The sequence below is a fragment of the Thermoactinomyces vulgaris genome, assembly GCF_005886755.1.
Classification (GTDB): Bacteria; Bacillota; Bacilli; order Thermoactinomycetales; family Thermoactinomycetaceae; genus Thermoactinomyces; species Thermoactinomyces vulgaris.
In genome coordinates this window covers 2,069,579-2,089,656 of the sequence record NZ_CP039710.1, presented here as the reverse complement: position 1 = coordinate 2,089,656, position 20,078 = coordinate 2,069,579, and the positions used below count along the sequence as shown (strand labels likewise).

Sequence of the window (20,078 nt, the reverse complement as noted above, 5' to 3'; positions counted from 1 at the left end):
ACCATTCTCTTTCAATTTTACAACATAAATTTCTGTTGTTTTTGTTTTTTGGTCCCTTTTTTAGTCGTGACATCCGTCCCGTTTTGTTATAAACTGATATGAAAAATCAAAAAAGGGGGAGAACAATGCGAAGTGACAAAATTAAAAAAGGGATCGACCGGGCGCCGCACCGCGCATTGTTGCGGGCAGCCGGATTGAAAGATGAAGATTTTGACAAGCCTTTTATCGGCATATGCAATTCATTTGTTGAAATCATTCCGGGGCATATGCATTTAAATAGATTTGCCGAAGTGGTGAAAGAAGCCGTCCGGGAGGCGGGCGGAGTTCCTTTTGAATTTAATGCGATCGGTGTGGACGATGGTATTGCCATGGGGCATATCGGCATGCGCTATTCGTTGCCCAGCCGGGAGATCATTGCCGATTCGGTGGAGACGGTGGCGTTGGCCCATTGGTTTGACGGGCTTATTTGTATTCCTAATTGTGACAAAATTACGCCCGGCATGATGATGGGGGCTTTGAGGGTGAATATCCCGACCATTTTCGTCAGCGGCGGACCGATGCGGGCCGGGGTGACACCGCAGGGAGAAAAAGTGGATCTGGTTTCGGTTTTTGAAGGAGTAGGGGCTTATCACGCCGGGAAAATGGACGAACGGGAATTGCAAACGTTGGAACAGTTTGGGTGTCCAAGCTGCGGGTCTTGTTCCGGTATGTTTACGGCCAATTCGATGAACTGTCTGGCGGAAGCACTGGGATTGGCTTTGCCGGGAAACGGAAGCATCCTTGCCGGTACGGAGGAACGAAATGAATTGGCGAGAAAAGCGGCCCGCCAAATTCTCCGTTTAATCGAAGCGGACCTGAAGCCGCGGGATATTGTTACCAAGGAATCGGTGGATAATGCACTGGTGTTGGATATGGCCATGGGAGGTTCCACCAATACGATTCTTCACACCATGGCGATTGCATACGAAGCAGGAATCGATTATCCACTGGAGTCCATCAATGAACTTTCGAAAAAAGTCCCATACTTATGTAAAGTCAGCCCGGCGGGAAATTGGCACATGGAAGATGTGGACCGGGCGGGAGGCATTTCGGCCATTCTCCATGAGTTGAGTAAAATCGGGGGGTTGCTGAATCTGGATCGACCGACGGTGACCTTGAAAACACTGGGTGAAAATATTGCAGAAACGGAAGTGAAAGACCGCGCGGTCATCAAATCGGTTGACAAGCCATACAGTGAAACGGGAGGACTGCAGATTTTATACGGGAACCTCGCCCCCGACGGTGCAGTGATTAAAACCGGGGCGGTGGATCCTTCGATTCGCCGGTTTAAGGGAAAAGCCATTGTGTTTGATTCCCAGGATTCGGCCATTGCCGGAATTGCCATGGGAAAAGTGAAGTCCGGACATGTTGTCGTCATCCGGTATGAAGGCCCCAAAGGCGGCCCGGGAATGCCGGAAATGTTGTCGCCGACTTCCGCCATCATGGGAATGGGGCTCGGAAAAGAGGTGGCGTTGATCACCGACGGCCGTTTTTCCGGGGCGACGAGAGGAATTTGCATCGGTCATATTTCTCCCGAGGCGGCAGAAGGAGGCCCCATTGGATGGGTCGAGCCGGGAGACGAAATTGAAATCGATTTGGATAAGGGAACGCTTCAGCTTTTGGTTTCCGATGAGGAGATGAAAAAAAGGAAAGCGGCATGGAAAGCACCTTCCATCGAAGTGGAGGGACGTTTTTTAAGACGTTATGCCCATATGGTGACTTCCGCCAATACCGGGGCTGTTTTAAAAAAAGTATAGGAATTTTTAACGGTTGAATCACTTTCTGAAAAAAGAGGTGATTCAACTTATTTAAAAAATTTGCAAACGATTACAAATTTGTAATGAATTTTCCCGGAAAAACCGGTTGACACCCTGTGAAGAGGGTGATTATAATAGCATCTAAATAGTCGAAATTGTAATTCTTAAAAAACTTCACCGCTGATGTCTCCTAAATTTCTGCCGTTTTTCAAGCGGCTGTTTTAAAACAACAACAAGCCTGATAATTCAGTATATTGAGACGATGAAGAGGAATGAACATAAGCGAGTGCGTTACAGAGAGTCCGGATTTTGCTGAGACCGGAACCATGAGCTTATGATTCTCTCACCTCGGAGTCGGGTGGCCAAAGATGCAATGTGCTTGCATCGAGTAGTACATTCCCGGTTGTCCCGTTATCGACAGGGTACAGGCCATGGTGTTTTGTCTGTACCCATTGAGACCGGTTTTGCGAAAAGTCGGTAAAATTGGGTGGTACCACGAACCTGATTCGTCCCAATGACGGCATGCACTTGTCGTGTGGGGTGAATCGGGTTTTTTTATTTACATCCGAAAAGGAGGAACAAGCGTTGGCTCCCCAAGTGGAAACCAGAACGACGGAGGCAGTTGAGTCAGAAGCAGAGAAGAGGGAGGAACTGACTGGATCCGAGATTTTGCTTCGCAGTTTGATCCGGGAAGGAGTAGAGGTGATATTCGGTTATCCGGGCGGAGCAGTACTGCCGATCTATGACACGTTATATCACGAAAAAGTTCAACATCTGCTCGCTCGCCACGAGCAAGGAGCCATTCATGCCGCGGACGGATACGCGCGAGCAACCGGAAAGCCCGGGGTGGTCATTGCCACTTCGGGACCGGGAGCAACCAACCTTGTCACAGGCATTGCAACAGCCATGATGGATTCCGTCCCTTTGGTTTGTATCACAGGGAATGTGGCCCAGGATTTGCTGGGGACGGATGCTTTCCAAGAAGCAGACATCACGGGAATCACGATGCCGATCACCAAGCATAACTATTTGGTCCGGGATGTTTCCCAGTTGCCGAGGATTGTGAAAGAGGCGTTCAAAATTGCCACAACGGGGCGTCCCGGACCGGTGTTGATTGACATTCCGAAGGATGTTTCCAATGCGAAAACAACGCTTTCCTATCCGGAAGAAGTCCACATCCCCGGGTTAAAAATTCCGGAAGAGCCTGAGCAAGCCCGGATTGAACAACTTTACGACGCCATTTCCAAAGCCGAAAAACCATTGATTTTGGCAGGAGGAGGCGTGGTCACATCCGGTGCGGCCGACGAGCTGAGGGAGTTAGCCGAGCAATCGGAGATCCCGGTGACCACAACCTTGATGGGAATCGGGGGATTTCCCGGCACCCATCCGTATTGGCTGGGGATGCCGGGGATGCATGGAACGTACACCGCCAATCACGCTTTGTTGGAGTGTGATTTGCTGATCGGCATCGGCGTCCGTTTTGATGACCGGGTCACCATGGGGCGCATCGACACATTTGCAAAACGGGCCAAAATCGTGCATATCGACATCGATCCGGCGGAGATCGGAAAAAATGTGGAGACTTGGATCCCGCTGGTCGGAGATGTCAAAACCGTTTTGCAAAAGGTGAACCGAAACGTGCCGCGGAGCAATTCAAAAGCGTGGATGGAGAAGTTGGATTTTTGGAAGAAAGAATATCCGTTAACTTACCGCGACGACGGCTGTTCATTAAAGCCCCAGTGGGTGATTGAAGAAATCTACCGCTCGACCAAAGGGGAAGCGATCATAACCACGGATGTGGGACAACACCAAATGTGGGTCGCACAGTTTTACCGGTTCCACCATCCCCGCTCGCTGTTAAGTTCCGGCGGTCTTGGCACGATGGGATTCGGTTTTCCGGCAGCCATCGGGGCCCAATTGGGAGTGCCGGACCGCCCGGTGATCGCCGTGACAGGGGACGGGGGATTTCAAATGACCGCCCAAGAACTGGCGCTTCTTCCTCTTTTGAATCTTCCGGTGAAAATCGCCATCATCAACAACCAGTGTTTGGGGATGGTCCGGCAATGGCAGGAAGTGTTTTATGAGCAACGTTATTGTGACGTTGATCTTTCAGGCGGTCCGGATTTTGTCAAACTGGCGGATGCCTACGGAGTCAAGGCCTGGCGGGCTAAAAACAGGGAAGAAGCCGTCTCCGCCTGGAATGAGGCCCTGAATCATCCCGGACCGGCGTTGGTCGATTTCTGGGTCGAACCGGATGAAAATGTTTATCCGATGGTGGCTCCGGGATCGAGTCTGGATGAGATGGTGATGGGAGATGAGTTGAGATGAGAAGAGTTTTATCCGTGTTGGTCAACAATCAACCCAGGGTCTTGGCGCGGGTGGCCAGTATGATCGGGCAGAGGAACTTCAACATTGAAAGCATCAGTGTGGGGGAGACTGAGAATCCGGCCTACTCCCGCATGGTGATCGTCACCAGGGGAAACCCGTCGACCATCGCGCAAATTTCAAAACAATTAAACAAATTGATCGACGTGATCCAGGTGGAACAGTTGGAAAAAGACCAGTCGGTTGAACGGGAGCTTCTCCTGATCAAGGTGGCGGCACCGCCGTCGGTCAGAGCCGAGATCACCGGAGTGATCGAACCCTTTCGGGCAAACATCGTGGATGTCGGTCAAAAATCGCTGGTGATCCAGGTGACGGGTGACCCGCTCAAACTGGAAGCCATGATTGAACTGCTTCGTCCCTACGGGATTCAGGAAGTGGCCCGAACCGGAGTGACGGCGATTTCCAGAGGCAGTGTGTCTGAAAACAAAATGGTTTCACTTTAATTAAGGAGGAATGGAACAATGGCGAAAATGTATTATGAGCAAGATGCGGATTTGTCTTTGTTGCAAGGGAAAACGGTTGCGGTGATTGGATACGGAAGCCAAGGGCATGCCCAGGCACAAAACTTGCGGGACAGCGGAGTGAACGTGGTGATCGGACTCCGGAAGGGGAAATCTTGGGAACAGGCGGCCGCGGACGGATTTGAAGTGCTGGAGGTGGATGAAGCCGTCAAACGTGCCGATGTTGTGCAAGTGCTGATTCCCGACGAGCTTCAGAAAAAGGTGTATGAAGAACAGATTGCCCCTTATTTGCAACCGGGAAATGTATTGATGTTCTCACACGGATTCAATATTCATTTTAAACAAATTGTTCCGCCCGAAAAGGTGGATGTCATCCTGGTTGCCCCCAAATCGCCGGGCCATCTGTTAAGAAGAGTTTTTGAAGAAGGATTTGGTGTTCCGTCCCTGATCGCGGTTTATCAGGATGCAAGCGGAAGAGCCAAAGACATGGCCTTGGCTTACTGTAAAGGCATCGGTTCCACCAAAGCCGGCGTGATTGAAACCACCTTCAAGGAAGAAACCGAAACCGACCTGTTCGGGGAACAAGCCGTTTTGTGCGGCGGGGTCAGCCGCCTGGTCCAAAGCGGGTTCGAAACCCTGGTGGAAGCCGGATACCAACCGGAAATCGCCTATTTCGAATGTTTGCATGAATTGAAATTGATTGTCGATTTGATGTATGAAGGCGGCTTGAGCCAGATGCGCTACTCGGTCAGTGACACGGCTGAGTTCGGCGATTATGTCAGCGGAAAACGGGTGGTTGCAGAATCCAGCCGGGAAGCCATGAAAGAAATTTTAAAAGAAATTCAAGACGGTTCCTTTGCCCGCCGGTGGATCCAAGAGAACGAGAATGGACGAAAAGAGTTTGCAGAGTTGAGAAGAGCTGGGAAAGAGCATCCGATTGAGCAAGTGGGGAGTCAGTTGAGAAAGTTGATGGTCTGGACGAAAGCTGAGCCTGTGAAACAATAGAGTTTAAAGGAGAGGAAGCGGGTATGCGTACAGTCATGATTTTTGACACGACATTGCGCGATGGAGAACAGTCACCGGGTGTCAATTTGAGCACCCGGGAGAAAGTGGAGATTGCGATTCAGTTGGAAAAGTTAGGGGTGAATGTGATTGAAGCCGGATTTGCCGCTTCCTCCAAAGGAGATCTGAATGCTGTCAAAGAAGTGGCACAAGTGGTGAAAAATGCGTCTGTCTGCAGTTTGTCCCGGGCGGTGAAAAGGGACATCGACTTTGCAAAGGAAGCGTTACAAGCGGCGGAATCCCCATATCTCCATCTATTTCTGGCAACCTCTCCAATCCATCGGGAATACAAGTTGCAGATGGATAAAGAACAGGTGAAAACCAGGATCCGTGAAGCGATCACCTATGCAAAAAAGTATTTTTCACAGATTGAGTTCTCGGCAGAAGATGCGGGAAGAACCGAAATCGACTTTTTGTGCGAAGTGGTTGACACTGCCATCTCAGCCGGGGCCACGGTGATTAACCTGCCGGACACGGTCGGTTATCTGACGCCGCAAGAATATGCGGATATGTTCCGCGAAGTGATCAACCGGGTGCCGCGGGTGGATCAAGTGCGGTTGAGCGCGCACTGCCATGATGATTTGGGGATGGCGGTGGCCAACAGTCTGGCAGCGATTGAGGCCGGTGTGTCCCAAGTGGAATGCACCATCAACGGGATCGGTGAAAGGGCGGGAAATGCAGCTTTGGAGGAAATCGCCATGGCTGTGAAAACAAGAGAAGCTTATTACCGCGTGCAAACGACACTCAATTTAAAAGAAATTCACCGCACCAGCCGGATGGTAAGCAAATTGACCGGCATGCCGGTTCCGGGAAACAAAGCGGTGGTGGGAACCAATGCGTTTGCCCATGAGTCGGGCATTCATCAGGATGGCATGCTGAAACACCGCGAAACTTATGAAATCATGACTCCGGAAAGCGTCGGGTTAAATGAAAGCCGTCTGGTGTTGGGCAAACATTCCGGCCGCCATGCCTTCAAAACGAAGATGGTGGAATTGGGGTTTGAGCTGAAAGAGGAGCAAGTCAATCCGTTGTTTGAACGCTTTAAAGAGTTGGCCGACCGCAAAAAAGAAATCACCGATGATGATTTGATTGCATTGGTGGAAGAAAAACTGGTGCATGCACAGGACTTTTATGTGATGGAATCATTGCAGGTCACCTGCGGCAATCCGTCTCTTCCGACGGCAAGCATTAAGATCAAAAGAGAAAGTGATGGCAAAACCTTCTTTGAAGCGGCCTGCGGGAACGGGTCGGTGGATGCCATCTTTAAAGCCATTGACCGGGTTGCACAGGAGAGAGTGTCTTTGGAGGATTATCGGATCCATTCAGTGACGCAAGGAAAAGATGCGCTGGGTGAAGTGAGTGTTCAGTTGAGACAAGGCGAGCTTTATGTCAGAGGCAGAGGTGTGAGCACAGACGTGCTGGAGGCCAGTGCCCGGGCGTACCTGGATGCGATCAACCGTCTGATTCGTCGCAAAGGAGATTATCCTGCCGAGAAAACAGCAGTGACGACAGTATAAAGGAGTGGACAGAGATGAGCGGAGCAAAGAAAAAAGTGGCTGTATTGCCGGGAGACGGAATCGGTCCGGAGATTGTGGAAGAGGCTGTGAAGGTTTTGTATCAAGTGGAACGGATGTATGGTTGCGCCTTTGAATTTCAATACAGCTTGGTGGGGGGGACGGCCATCGACCGGGTGGGCACTCCCCTCCCCGATGAAACGTTGCAATTATGCAAAGCATCAGATGCGGTTTTGCTCGGGGCGGTCGGGGGACCCCAATGGGACCGGTATCCGGCTGAACTGCGTCCGGAAAAGGCTTTGCTGGCACTGAGAAAAGAACTCGGTTTGTTTTCCAATTTGCGTCCGGTCATGGCGTTTGAAGGATTAAACACAAATTCCTCTTTGCGGTTCGATGTGGTGAAAGACGTGGATCTCATTGTGGTTCGCGAATTGACCGGCGGCATTTATTTTGGAGAGAAGACCCGTTCGCAAACGTTACAGGGCGAAGTGGCCACTGACCTGCTGGTGTATCATGAATACGAAATTGAACGAATTGTACGGCAAGCATTTGAAATTGCCAGAAAGCGGGGGAAAAAAGTGACATCCGTGGATAAAGCCAATGTGTTGGAAAGTTCCCGGTTATGGCGGGAGGTGACCGAAAAAGTGGCGGAAGAATACCCGGATGTCACCTTGGAACACATGCTGGTGGACAATTGCGCCATGCAATTAATTCTGCGCCCGTCTTCTTTTGATGTGCTGGTGACTGAAAACATGTTTGGCGATATTTTAAGTGATGAATCCGCCATTCTTTCCGGTTCCATCGGTTTGTTGCCGTCGGCCAGCCTGGGTGAAGATTCCTTTGGTTTGTATGAACCGGTTCATGGTTCCGCCCCCGACATTGCCGGACAGGGAGTGGCCAATCCGGCGGCGACGATATTGTCTGCTGCATTGATGTTGAAATTTTCATTTGGTTTCCACCAAGCGGCTGAGGCAGTGGAGCAGGCCGTGCGAACGGTTCTTGCTAACGGGTACCTGACGCCGGATTTGGCAAAACCGGATACGATGGCGGTGGATACGGAGGAATTTGGAGATTTGGTCGTGGAAGAACTGAAGCGGTGTTCTCCGGTGTTGTCCCAAGCGAATTAAAGAAGATGAAAGTGAAAAAAGCCGGCATTGCCGGCTTTTTTGAATGGAATTTAAATCATTTCGATGTGCTGTCCAACCAGGGCATGGACGGGATCCCGGCTGGTTCCCGGTACAGATCGTTTGCCAGGCGGTCCTTGATGCCGAGACGATTGGCATTTAAGTCTTTGTAACTGAAAAAAATGCTTCCTTTTGCAAACGCGTTTTGCCGGATCATTTTGATCTGGTTGGGGATTTCTTCCGGGTTGTCCCAGGCTTCGTTATCATTGCCGATCTTGTAGGCGGCATGTCCAATATATAAATGAGTGTTTCTTCCCGCCACTTCACCGGACCACCATGCAAGCAACTTGGCATAGTCGGCGGCCGGATGGCCGATGTTCCAGTAAATTTGCGGGGCGATGTAATCAAGCCATCCTTGCCGGATCCATGTGCGCGAATCGGCATAAACCGTGAAATAGCTTTCGGATCCGTTCGTGTCGGAGCCGGTCGGATCACTTGATTTGTTTTTCCAGATGCCAAACGGAGAGATGCCGAACTTCACACCCGGTTTTTCGCTTTTGATGGCCTGGCTGACGCGCTGGACGAGGGTGTTGACATTATGCCGCCGCCAGTCTCCTTTGTCCGGAAAATTTTGTCCGTAAGTTTGGTAGGTTTCATCATCCGGGAAGTCTTGTCCTTGCACAGGATACGGGTAAAAATAATCATCGAAATGAACGGCATCAATGTCATAATTGCGGACCACTTCCATGATGCTGTCCACAATATGATCTTGGACAGCGGGGATACCCGGATCGAACCAAAGTTTTCCCCCGTAAGAAACCACCCAATTCGGGTTTTTTCGCGCCGGGTGATCCGGAACCAGTTGATCCAGTCGGGTGTCCATGCTCACCCGGTAGGGATTGAACCAGGCATGAAACTCCAGATTTCGTGCATGGGCCTCTTCAATCATAAAGGCCAGCGGGTCATAGCCGGGGGATTTTCCTTGTTCCCCGGTCAGATATTTTGACCACGGATTCCATTGGGAGGGATAAAAAGCGTCCGCTGTCGGACGGATTTGCACCACCACCGCGTTTAACCCCATTTTTTTGGACTCTTCCAGAATCGTGATGAACTCGTTCTTTTGTTCTTCCGCACTCAGATATGGATTGGACGGCCAGTCGATGTTTGTGACACTGGCGATCCAAACCCCCCGGAATTCACTTTGACTGGAAGTGCGGGCTTCAGCCATCGGATACCATGTGAAAGCGATCATCAAAGATGAAAGCAATAACAGAACCAATCGCTTCACAATCCATCTCCTCTCAATTGTTTGATAATGTTTCGCAAATTTATTATATCAAAATATTTCGACGTCTCGTCTTGAAATCTCTGAAAGACAAAATAAAAAAAACAAGCGAGTGTCACGTTCGCTTGTCCAAAATCAATCCAATAAGCCTTTTTGCCCTCAGGGTGCTTATTTATTTCGGGTTTGATTCCAAACGGATCAAATCAAAGAGGGAAGATAAAGGTTTACCTGTGATTTGATCATGATAATCGGACGGAAAACCGTCAATGTTGATATGGAAGATTTGATCTTGCGTTTCCACTCGTTGTTTTTGCAGTTTCATGGAAGGCATGACCAAATGGGCAATATTTTTTTTGTCCAATTTAATGGAATGCGGTGTAAACCGAAACGTGTGGTACCGGGTGTACGTGTCCGGGTGATTCAGAAATAAAATGTATTTTTGGTTATTCTCCGGTTGGGTGTAAAGAGGATGGATGATTTCAATTTTTTGGTCATCATTGGTTTGCAGTTGAAGCTTGTGGGCAATGCCGACTTCGATGTTCTTTTGCTCCAGTTTTCCTTTGAGCACCCGATCGACTTGAAATTTGTACACTTGCACTTCATGATAGGTGTTTTCGGAAGGGAGTGCCGGATTTTTCGGATTCCGTGCCCCGTTTTCCACCCGGTCCATTCCCTTGTACTCGCCGAGGACGATGACGGGGGCTTGATCAATCATGGCCGGCAAATTGTTTGCCATAGCCAAATCGACATGCATGCCCATGTTCACTTCTTCTTTTTTGTCACCGGGCATACAGCCGGCAGCCAAGAGAAGAAAGACGGTTGTAAACAGAAAAGAGATTTTTTTCCACTTCAATGAAAATCCTCCTTTAAGCCAGGAAGTTTCACTCATATAAATTGTTTACCCCGTTGATGTCGTCGGTCTGCGGGGTATATGTATGAAACCGGTCACGTTCCGTATTCATCAGGGATGTCCAATTGGTATGCGCCAAACCGAGAATGTGCCCGATTTCATGGCCCAGGACGCTTTGCCCAAATTGGGAGTCGTTATTGGACTCATAGTATGTATTCATTTTTGCCACCCAGGAATTGATGCAGGAACCCACGCCGGTTTGCCAGTAAGAATAGCCAAAATAACCATCTGTGCTGGAGTAATAAGAATCGACCACTCCGGTTGCGGAGGAATCGCCTTGCACAAAACGGCGTTTGTCCTGTGCTTCATTCCAGCTTTGAATCGCTTTTTTGGAAGCTTCCTGATGTTCATTCGTGATGTGTCCGCCCCAGCGATAGTATACATAATAATAATCACATAATTTGTCACCCGTAAAGCTGTATGCGAAAGTCATGGAAGGAAATATCCACACACATAAAGGGGTGATGAGGAAGAGAATGAGTGCTTTCTTTTTCAACTTGTTTCCCTCCTAATGTGGAATGCCCAGCTGCTGTAATCATCTACTAAGTTATAATACTTTTATATTTTTGTCTAACGCATGTATTTTTTATCAAAAGTATTTCTATTAAAAGAAAACCCAGCCCTGAAGGACTGGCCATGGGAGGATTTGTTATTTTTTACAGTCGCAATCCGGGCATTTGCAATCCGGAGTTCCGCATTTGTCGCATTTCGAGAGGATGAGCGAAGGCATTGGCGCACCTCCTTCACGGAAAGTGGAAGTGAGATTGGAAGAGATTTGAGCGTTCTCTACCCAATTATATAATAATATTATTATATGTGTAAATATAATTTTTAGAAATATAAGAATAATATCTTGTGTTTTTTTAATATTGTTGGTTTATCCGTTTTTCAAGTCTTCCGCGGCCTGTTGGGGTGACCGGCTTTGTGCAATGGCGGAGATGACGGCGACCCCGTCTGCTCCTGCTTCCCGGACCTGCCGCGCATTTTGCCGGTTAATGCCGCCGATTCCCACAATGGGAAAGGTTTTCCCGACGACACGGCGGATGCGGGTAATCGTTTCAGGCCCGACGGGATGTCCGGCATCGGATTTGCTTTTTGTGGCAAACATGGGCCCGACGCCGATATAATCGGCTCCGTTTTGTACAGCTTCCAGTGCTTCGGTTTCGGTTTTGGCGGAAACCCCGAGAATCCGCTCTTTGCCGATCAACTTTCTGACATGGAAAGCAGGCAGGTCTTCCTGGCCGATGTGCACTCCGTCCGCTTCCAGGATGAGGGCCAAATCGACACGGTCATTCACAATAAAAGGAATTTGGTGTTTTTGGCAAATGGCGCGCAGGCGAAATCCCAAATCCACGACTTGGTGCATGTGAAGATCCGGATGTTTTTCCCGGAACTGAAAGCAAGTGATGCCGCCTTGAATAGCCTCCTCCAGAATGCTTTCCGGTGAACGGCCGGAGCAATCCTGGCTGCCCATGATGAAATAAACCGACAGAACGTCGCCAGACCATTTCATTGGTATTCCTCCTTCAGGCGGTGTGCAAAGTGGTTGGTTGGGCCGTTTCCTTTTCCGAGCATCAAAGGATTTCCGACTGCAGCAGTGATAAAATTCTTGGCTTGACGGACGGCTTCATGCAAAGACTCTCCTTTTGCCAAATAAGCGGTGATGGCTGCCGAAAAGGTGCAACCCGTTCCATGGGTGTTTTTGGTCTTGAAGCGAGGCGATGAAAAGGAGACAAAGTCTTTTCCGTCATACAACAAATCGATCGCCTCTTCTTCTTTGCCGTGTCCACCCTTGATGATCACTGCTTTGGCTCCTTCATCCACCAATTTCCGGGCTGCTTGTTTCCGGTCTTCCCAGCCGGTGATCCGTTGGCCTGCAAGAATTTCCGCTTCATGCAAATTGGGAGTGACAAGGGTTGCCAGCGGCAATAATTTTTTCTTCATCGCCACCCGGGCGTCTTCGGTGAGCAGTTGATGTCCGCTGGTGGAAACCATCACGGGGTCGATGACCAAGGGACCGATTTGGTGTTCTTTGACTTTGGCCGCAACCACTTCGATGATTTCCGCATTGGCGAGCATGCCAGTCTTGGCTGCATCCACTCCGAGGTCTGTGACAACGGAGTCGATCTGTTTGGCAACCAGATCGGGATCCACCACACCCACCTTTTGAACCCCGAGGGTGTTTTGGGCTGTGATGGCCGTAATTGAGCTCATCCCAAATACATAAAGCTCTTGAAATGTTTTTAAATCTGCTTGAATTCCGGCGCCCCCGCCGCTGTCGGAGCCGGCGATGGTGAGTGCGCGTGCAATCTGTTTCATGGTGCTTCTCCTTCTGTCCTGATCTTTCCCATCGCATTGTAACACAAGGGAAACAAAAGAATAAAGCTGCAAAACCTGCCGGAAAGAGGGAGGGTTGCCCGTCCAAGAAAACGGAATGAACTTTCTTTCTTTTTATTGTAAAATCGATGAGGGAGGTGACTTGATTTATGGCCAATGCGCATAAAAAAAAGAAAAAGACCCGGATGAGCACCATTACCATGGTGACGGTTTTGGTTGTTTTTATCGGATTGGGTGTTTTTGCCATCATCAATTCTTTCGCGGGGAAGGATAATCCCGGCGAAGAGACGGCCCGTGTGCTTCCGGTTGAATACGACGGCCAGCCGGCGATTGGCGATGACAATGCCCCTGTCAAGTTGATGGAGTTTGGCGATTATAAGTGCCCGGTGTGCAAAGTGTTTCATGACACCGTTTATCCCAAATTGAAAAAAGAATATATCGATACCGGCAAAGTGCAGATGTATTTCACCAATTACCAGTTTATCGGGGAAGATTCGATCACAGCGGGAATGGCCGGAGAAGCCGTCTATCAACAAGATCCCGCAGCTTATTGGAAGTTTTATGACGCCATTTACAACCATCAGAAAGATGAATCCGTGAAATGGGCCACTCCGGACTTTTTGGAACAATTGATTGAACAAAACATTCCCGAAGTGGATGCAAAAAAAGTGCGGGAAGACTTGGATAACAAAACGTATTTAAATGAAGTGACGGCAGACAACAACAAAGCAAAAAAATTAAACATTGAATCGGTGCCGGCGGTTTTCGTCAACGGAAAAAAAGTGGAAAATGCACTGGATTATGAAGCCCTCAAAAAAATGATCGACAGCGAGCTGGCAAACAAGGAGAAGTGAAGGATGCGTCTGGTGAGAACGTACGGGATTTATTTTGCTTGGCTCGTTTCACTCATCGCGACATTGGGAAGCCTCTATTTCAGTGAAATATTGGGATTTATTCCCTGTACGTTGTGTTGGGTGCAACGGATTTTGATGTATCCGCTGGTGATCCTTCTCGGCATTGCCTCCTACCGGAATGACCGGGGCATCATTCCTTATGTGTTGCCGCTTACCGTATTGGGGGCGGGCATTTCGCTTTTCCATTATCTCAAACAAAAAGTTCCGTTTCTCTCCGAAGTTGCTGCTTGTCGGGTTGGCGTTCCCTGTGAGCAAATGTATATCAATTGGTTTGGTTTCGTCACCATTCCATTTTTGGCCTTGGTGGCTTTTCTGCTCATCACCGGGTTCCTGTGGGGGGCACGGAACCATTTTGAGTAAATTAGGCTGTTTTTTTAGGGATTTGTCCATTTCTTTCCTGTCTTTTGATACATAAAGTAGTGAGAGATAGGCAAATGAAAGGAGACAGCCTATGAAACGGAAATTGGCGAGTGGTCCCTACGATCACTATGACGGTTTGGGATCGAAGTGGTTTTTGATCGCGATCCTGGTGATTCTGTTCATCCTCTTTGTTTGCTTTTGGGGATTCTACGGATTCGGCGGTTTTGGCGGATTCGGCGGATATGGCGGCGGTTTCTTCTGGTGAGGAACAATGCAGAAGCCTGCTCTTTTTTTAAAGAACAGGCTTTTTTTATTTTGGGGCATTATTGTTTGGAAAGGGATTCACGCAGGGTTTCAATCATTTCCTGGCGTTCTTCTTCCGTGCTGTTTTTCCAGATGACTTCAAATAAAACCCCCAGACCCGGAAGCAACTTTTCTTCACGTTGTTGAATGGAGTCAACAACCAATTCTTGCAGTTCTTCTTCATTCATGTTATGAATGTTGTGAATCACTGCACCACGGATGTCAAAATTCATGTGTATAATCCTCCTTTTTGAATATAGATTGTGCGGATTATGGAACATTATCCAACAATGGATGAAAAAGTTGCGGCGCCAGCTTTTATGGGAGAAAGAGGTGGACAAACGATTGGAAATCAAAACTTTTGCTGTCATCGGGCTGGGGAGGTTTGGAGGGACGATGGCGCGCACTTTGCACGAGATGGGATACGAAGTTTTGGCCATCGATAAAGATGCTTCCCGTGTCCAAGAGATGTCGCAAATCGTCACCCATGCCGTCGAGGCGGACACCACCGATGAAAATGCACTCAAATCCTTGGGGATTCGCAATTTTGACGTGGTCATCGTGGCCATTGGAAACGATATTCAGTCAAGCATCTTAACGACTTTGCTGCTCAAAGAAATCGGCTGTAAACAGGTGGTGGTCAAAGCCATCAACGAATTGCATTGGAAGGTGTTGGACAAAATCGGGGCCGACCGGGTGGTCTTTCCGGAGAGAGACATGGGCGTTCGGGTGGTGCACAGTTTAATCTCCCCGAATATCCTGGATTATATTGAGTTATCCAATGACTACAGCATCATTGAAATTATCGCCCGGGACTTTTTTTCCGGGAAGACGTTGCAAGAATTGGATATCCGGGCCCGGTTTGGTTGCAACGTGATGGCCATCAAAAAGGGAAACACCTTTAACATTGCGCCTTCGGCCACCGATGCGATTCATGAAGGAGACGTTCTGGTCGTGATCGGACACAACAAAGATTTGCAAAAATTACAGGAGCATGCCAAATGAAAAAGATGGAACGGATTACATCTTCGGAAAACCGACAGTGGAAACAATGGAAAAAGCTGAAAACCAAAAAAGGAAGAAAGCAGCAAGACGCATTACTGATCGAAGGGGAACATTTGCTTGAAGAAGCGTTGCGGGCAAAAATGGCTTTTCAAGCCGTGATTTTTTCCGAAGCTGCGAAGGACAAAACGGCAGATTGGTTGAAAAAGATCCCTGAGAATGTTCCGGTGTTTGAATTGCCTTCGTCTTTGTTTCAACAGCTGGCAGAGACCACGACTCCCCAGGGAATCATGGCGGTGGTCCGTTGCCCCCGTTGGTCGCTGGATGAAGTGTGGAAACAAACCAAAGGCGGGAACACTTTCTTGCTTTTGGATTCCATTCAGGATCCGGGAAACTTGGGCACATTGATCCGGACTGCCAAAGCAACGGGCATGGACGGGATCTTTTTGGGCAAAGGGACCGTGGATCCTTTCAATGGCAAAGTGATCCGGGCTTCGATGGGGGCCATTTTCAAAGTGCCGTTATGGCAGGAAGATTTAAGTGCGGTCATCCCCGTTTTAAAGGATCGGAACGTGACGGTTGTGAACGCTTCTCCGCATGCAACCCGCTCTTATTTTCATTATCCGTTTCCGTCCCGGGTTGCCATCTTGTTGGGAAATGAAGGGCGGGGGGTGGATCGCCGCTTGGAGGAATTTGTGGATGACCATGTGACCATCCCCATGCCCGGCGGAACGGAATCACTGAATGTTTCCGTCACCGGCGCTTTACTCATGTATGAACGAATTCGCGAAGGCTCCTTGCGGGGAAATGGAGAGTTCGATTATAATATAAAATAATTTTTCCGCAGAAAAATCATATCCATAAACGGCTGTGAAGGAGACAAGTAGGCAGTACGACCTTTCAGGGAGGAAATGCCGTGACTGAAAGCATTTCTAAGGAACCGGCTGTTGAAATTCACTCCGGAGCTGACCCCTGAACGATGGAGTAGGGGGGACCGGTTGATGACCGTTATTGCAAAGAAGCGGAGAAGGATGTTTCCTTCTCAAAAAAGGGTGGTACCGCGGATCTCTCGTCCCTTTGGGCGTGAGGTCTTTTTTGTTTATGGAATAATTTTCTATTTTATCTTTTCATTTGATACCATTTGTGGTGCCATTGACGACAGTTTTTACCGAAAGGAGATCGAACAATGCGTGAGCGATTGGAAGTCTTGAAAGAAGAGGCGACTTCGGTCATTCATCAGGCGCAAAGCTTGGATGAATTACGTGAATTGAAAGTGAGGTATCTCGGAAAAAAGGGCGAATTGACCGGAGTGCTCCGGGGTATGAAAGATCTTCCCCCCGAAGAGCGTCCGGTGATTGGAAGCATGGCCAATGAAGTCCGTGGATATCTGGAAGAGTTGATTGCGGGAAAAGAGAAAGAATTGGAAGAAGCGGTTCTTCAGGAACAAATCAACCGGGAAGTGATTGATGTTTCTTTGCCCGGGATCAAACCCGAACCGGGGACGTTGCATCCTTTGCAACTGATCATTGAACAAATGGAAGACATTTTTGTCGGAATGGGCTTTGAAATTGCGGAGGGCCCTGAAGTGGAAACTGATCAATTTAACTTTGAAATGTTGAACTTGCCGAAAGGGCATCCGGCCCGGGACATGCAGGACTCTTTTTACATCACTCCGGAAATTCTGCTTCGGACCCATACATCCGCGGTACAGGTTCGAACCCTTTTGGAAAAAGAAGGACGGGTTCCGGTGCGGATTATTGCTCCTGGAAAGGTGTACCGGCGCGATGACGACGATGCCACGCATTCGCATCAGTTTACGCAAATAGAGGGGCTTGTGGTGGACAGCGGGGTGTCCATGAGCGAATTAAACGGCGTGCTGTTGACCATTATCGAGAAAATGTTTGGCGAGGAAACCGAGATCCGTTTGCGTCCCAGCTACTTCCCGTTCACCGAACCGAGTGTCGAAGTGGACATTTATCATCCTGAAAAAGGGTGGGTTGAAATTTTGGGGGCCGGAATGGTTCATCCCTACGTGCTGGAAAAAGCGGGTTACAATCCGGAACGTTATTCCGGCTTTGCGTTTGGGATCGGTGTGGAACGGATTGCGATGTTGAAATATGACATTGACGACATTCGCCATTTCTACAACAACGATTTGCGTTTTTTGCGGCAATTTAAGAACGTCTGAAGAGGTGAATTGGAAGGATGTTAGTATCTTATGAATGGTTGTCTCAATATGTTGACCTGGAAGGAATTTCGCCGGAAGATATCGCGGAGGAGATGAACCGGACCGGGATTGAGGTGGAAGTCATTTACACCCGGGATCCGGGAGTAAACGGCGTGGTTGTCGGTGAAGTGTTGGCGGTGGAGCCCCATCCGGAAGCAGACCGGTTGAATATTTGCACGGTGAATGTGGGGAAAGGGCAACTGTTGCAAATTGTTTGCGGGGCCAAAAACGTGGCGGCAGGCCAACGGGTTCCGGTTGCTTTGATCGGTGCCAAACTGCCGGGCGGAGTCCATATTAAAAAAGCCAAACTGCGCGGCGTGGAATCGCACGGGATGATTTGCTCGGCCAAAGAACTGGGATTTCCCGACAAAGTGCTGATGAAGGAGCAAACCGAAGGGATTTTTGTATTGGAACCGGATGCTCCGGTCGGGATGGATATTAAAGAATACTTGAGCATGGATGACCAAGTGATTGAATTGCAGTTGACCCCGAACCGTTCCGATTGTTTGGGAATGTGGGGAGTGGCCCATGAAGTGGCGGCGATTTTTGACCGGGAATTGCGCCTGCCGGTCATCTCCGAACAAGTTCCGAGCGAAGCAGGAACCGGGGTGGAAGTTGTCGTAGAATCTGTTGAGGACTGTCCTTTTTATGCCGCGCAAGTGGTGGGCAATCTGGAAGTGGGACCCTCCCCGCAATGGATGCAAAACCGCTTGATTTCCGCCGGGATCCGGCCGATCAATAACATTGTCGACATTACCAACTATGTGATGTTGGAGACGGGACAGCCTTTGCATGCTTTTGATTTTGACAAAATCGCAAACGGCCAAATCCTGGTCCGTCGCGCCAACGATGGGGAAAAGATTGTGACGTTGGACGATGTGGAGCGTGAATGTGACCCCGAAATGTTGTTGGTGACGGACGGACAAGAGCCGCTGGCGGTTGCGGGCGTGATGGGGGGAGCTTCTTCGGAGGTAACGAAAGAAACCAAAACCGTATTGCTGGAGGCTGCGTTCTTCAACCCGCTGACCGTCCGCCAAACTTCCAAAAATCTGGGGCTCCGGTCGGAAGCGAGCACCCGTTTCGAAAAAGGGGTGGATCCGGAACAAATTCTTCCCGCGCTTTACCGGGCGGTACAATTGTTGCGCCAACTTTGCGGAGGGGTCGTTTCTTCGGATGCGTCTGTGCATAAGGCGGGAGATGTTGAAGAAGTCACTATTTCCCTGCGCCATGAACGACTTGTCAATTTGTTGGGCGTGCAAATCAGTCCGGATGAAGTCATGGACATCTTCCGTCGGCTGAGATTGCCGGCTGAATTTGAAAACGATGTTTACCAGGTGCAAATTCCGACGCGGCGGCCCGATCTCATGATGGAAGTGGATTTGGTCGAAGAAGTGGCCCGATTGTACGGCTATGACCGGATTCCCGCGACATTGCCCTGGGGCCAGCAATTGCCGGGCGCCCTGACAAAGGAACAAAAACTGCACCGCGATGCCCGGCATATGTTGCGGGAACTCGGGTTAAACGAAGTGGTGACTTACAGTTTGACATCGGATGAGGCCGAGCAGGAAATCGCTTCGTTGTATGATCTTCAACCCATCCGTGTGGCCATGCCGATGAGTAAGGAACATGCGGTGCTGAGGACGACATTGTTGCCCCAATTGATCAAAGTGGCGGCATACAACGTCCATCGTGGAAATGAACGGGTTCAACTGTTTGAAGTGGGGAAAGTTTATTTGACGCAAGAAGAAACATTGACCGATTTGCCGGAAGAACGGCTGCAACTGGCCGCGCTCATTGCCGGGCCGAAAGCCGCGTCCATCTGGAAAACCCCGCAAGTGGATGCGCAGAATTTTTATGAACTGAAAGGAATTTTGGAAAGCGTATTGGAACGGTTCGGAGTGCGGGATGCCGAGTATCAAGCGGCCGATTTGAACGGATTCCACCCGGGACGGACCGCACTGTGTGTGGTGGAGGATGAAGTGATCGGCGTATTGGGGCAACTGCATCCGAAATTGTCCAAGGAATATGATTTAAGTGAACCGGTTGTGCTCCAGCTGGATCTTGAAAAACTTCTTAAAAAGGATCTGCAAGTGATTTATGAACCGATTCCCCGCTATCCGGCCGTAACCCGTGACCTGGCCGTGACGGTGGATGAAAATGTGCCGGCCGGCCGGATCGAAGCAGGGATCCGGAAAGTGGCCGGAGAATTGCTTGAATCTGTAACCCTGTTTGATGTGTTTACCGGGGAGCAGATTGGGGAAGGTAAAAAAAGTGTGGCGTATTCTTTGGTTTTCCGGACGAATGAACGGACCTTGACCGATGAAGAAGTTCATCAAATCCATGAGCGAATTGTCCATTATCTGACCGAGCAATTTGGCGCACAGCTCAGACAATGAGC

General features: G+C 49.3%; 19 protein-coding genes and 1 other annotated feature. Of the genes, 13 read left to right on the top strand and 6 right to left on the bottom strand.

Going from position 1 to position 20,078, the window contains the following annotated elements:
* Positions 1-125 precede the first annotated feature (125 nt).
* From ilvD to leuB, 6 genes are all read left to right on the top strand, one after another.
* Positions 126-1,796, top strand: coding sequence for a dihydroxy-acid dehydratase (ilvD, locus tag FA954_RS10630; protein ID WP_037993412.1), 1,671 nt, complete (start codon positions 126-128; stop codon positions 1,794-1,796).
* Between the two features lie 522 nt (positions 1,797-2,318).
* A complete protein-coding gene (gene ilvB / locus FA954_RS10625; protein ID WP_082240557.1) occupies positions 2,319-4,124 on the top strand; it encodes a biosynthetic-type acetolactate synthase large subunit in 1,806 nt (601 codons plus the stop codon).
* The gene (gene ilvN, locus FA954_RS10620) at positions 4,121-4,624 is read left to right on the top strand and encodes an acetolactate synthase small subunit (protein ID WP_037993408.1); all 504 of its coding nucleotides are present in this window, start codon (positions 4,121-4,123) and stop codon (positions 4,622-4,624) included. The genes ilvB and ilvN overlap by 4 nt, the downstream gene beginning before the upstream one ends.
* A gap of 18 nt (positions 4,625-4,642) precedes the next feature.
* Positions 4,643-5,647: a ketol-acid reductoisomerase gene (gene ilvC / locus FA954_RS10615; protein ID WP_037993406.1), complete on the top strand. Its 1,005-nt coding sequence runs from the start codon at positions 4,643-4,645 to the stop codon at positions 5,645-5,647.
* 23 nt (positions 5,648-5,670) lie between these two features.
* Positions 5,671-7,221: a 2-isopropylmalate synthase gene (locus FA954_RS10610; protein ID WP_049719798.1), complete on the top strand. Its 1,551-nt coding sequence runs from the start codon at positions 5,671-5,673 to the stop codon at positions 7,219-7,221.
* Between the two features lie 14 nt (positions 7,222-7,235).
* Positions 7,236-8,345 carry a 3-isopropylmalate dehydrogenase gene (gene leuB, locus FA954_RS10605; RefSeq protein WP_037993402.1) on the top strand — a complete coding sequence of 370 codons (1,110 nt, stop codon included), beginning with the start codon at positions 7,236-7,238 and terminating at the stop codon, positions 8,343-8,345.
* 55 nt (positions 8,346-8,400) lie between these two features.
* Here leuB and FA954_RS10600 read toward each other — a convergent pair whose 3' ends face one another.
* The 5 genes from FA954_RS10600 to thiD all read right to left on the bottom strand — a co-directional run bounded on the left by FA954_RS10600 (position 8,401) and on the right by thiD (position 12,856).
* Positions 8,401-9,630 carry a glycoside hydrolase family 10-like protein gene (locus FA954_RS10600; protein WP_374057892.1) on the bottom strand — a complete coding sequence of 410 codons (1,230 nt, stop codon included), beginning with the start codon at positions 9,628-9,630 and terminating at the stop codon, positions 8,401-8,403.
* 169 nt (positions 9,631-9,799) lie between these two features.
* The gene (locus FA954_RS10595) at positions 9,800-10,480 is read right to left on the bottom strand and encodes a hypothetical protein (RefSeq protein ID WP_037993398.1); all 681 of its coding nucleotides are present in this window, start codon (positions 10,478-10,480) and stop codon (positions 9,800-9,802) included.
* Positions 10,481-10,508: 28 nt separating this feature from the next.
* Positions 10,509-11,033, bottom strand: coding sequence for a matrixin family metalloprotease (locus FA954_RS10590; RefSeq protein WP_037993397.1), 525 nt, complete (start codon positions 11,031-11,033; stop codon positions 10,509-10,511).
* A gap of 381 nt (positions 11,034-11,414) precedes the next feature.
* Positions 11,415-12,050, bottom strand: coding sequence for a thiamine phosphate synthase (gene thiE / locus FA954_RS10585; RefSeq protein WP_037993394.1), 636 nt, complete (start codon positions 12,048-12,050; stop codon positions 11,415-11,417).
* A complete protein-coding gene (thiD, locus tag FA954_RS10580; RefSeq protein WP_037993393.1) occupies positions 12,047-12,856 on the bottom strand; it encodes a bifunctional hydroxymethylpyrimidine kinase/phosphomethylpyrimidine kinase in 810 nt (269 codons plus the stop codon). The genes thiE and thiD overlap by 4 nt, the downstream gene beginning before the upstream one ends.
* A gap of 167 nt (positions 12,857-13,023) precedes the next feature.
* On the opposite strand from thiD, the gene FA954_RS10575 reads away from it, so the two are divergent.
* From FA954_RS10575 to FA954_RS10565, 3 genes are all read left to right on the top strand, one after another.
* Positions 13,024-13,728: a DsbA family protein gene (locus FA954_RS10575; RefSeq protein WP_082240556.1), complete on the top strand. Its 705-nt coding sequence runs from the start codon at positions 13,024-13,026 to the stop codon at positions 13,726-13,728.
* 3 nt (positions 13,729-13,731) lie between these two features.
* Positions 13,732-14,148, top strand: a complete 417-nt coding sequence (locus FA954_RS10570) for a disulfide oxidoreductase (RefSeq protein ID WP_037993390.1) — start codon at positions 13,732-13,734, stop codon at positions 14,146-14,148.
* A 91-nt stretch (positions 14,149-14,239) separates the two neighbouring features.
* Complete coding sequence (locus FA954_RS10565) at positions 14,240-14,413, top strand: hypothetical protein (protein WP_231564556.1); 174 nt, start codon at positions 14,240-14,242, stop codon at positions 14,411-14,413.
* Positions 14,414-14,471: 58 nt separating this feature from the next.
* Here FA954_RS10565 and sspI read toward each other — a convergent pair whose 3' ends face one another.
* Entirely contained in the window at positions 14,472-14,684 is a 213-nt protein-coding gene (gene sspI / locus FA954_RS10560) for a small acid-soluble spore protein SspI (RefSeq protein ID WP_037993387.1), read from the bottom strand.
* A 112-nt stretch (positions 14,685-14,796) separates the two neighbouring features.
* Here sspI and FA954_RS10555 point away from each other — a divergent pair, with 112 nt between their 5' ends.
* From FA954_RS10555 to pheT, 4 genes are all read left to right on the top strand, one after another.
* Entirely contained in the window at positions 14,797-15,456 is a 660-nt protein-coding gene (locus FA954_RS10555; protein WP_280524656.1) for a potassium channel family protein, read from the top strand.
* Complete coding sequence (locus FA954_RS10550; RefSeq protein WP_052186612.1) at positions 15,453-16,289, top strand: TrmH family RNA methyltransferase; 837 nt, start codon at positions 15,453-15,455, stop codon at positions 16,287-16,289. The genes FA954_RS10555 and FA954_RS10550 overlap by 4 nt, the downstream gene beginning before the upstream one ends.
* 25 nt (positions 16,290-16,314) lie before the next feature.
* Positions 16,315-16,533: a binding site (T-box leader), on the top strand.
* A gap of 106 nt (positions 16,534-16,639) precedes the next feature.
* Complete coding sequence (pheS, locus tag FA954_RS10545) at positions 16,640-17,641, top strand: phenylalanine--tRNA ligase subunit alpha (protein WP_037993383.1); 1,002 nt, start codon at positions 16,640-16,642, stop codon at positions 17,639-17,641.
* A gap of 17 nt (positions 17,642-17,658) precedes the next feature.
* On the top strand, positions 17,659-20,076 hold the full coding sequence (pheT, locus tag FA954_RS10540) for a phenylalanine--tRNA ligase subunit beta (protein WP_138615089.1): 2,418 nt from the start codon (positions 17,659-17,661) through the stop codon (positions 20,074-20,076).
* The last annotated feature ends 2 nt before the right edge of the window (positions 20,077-20,078 follow it).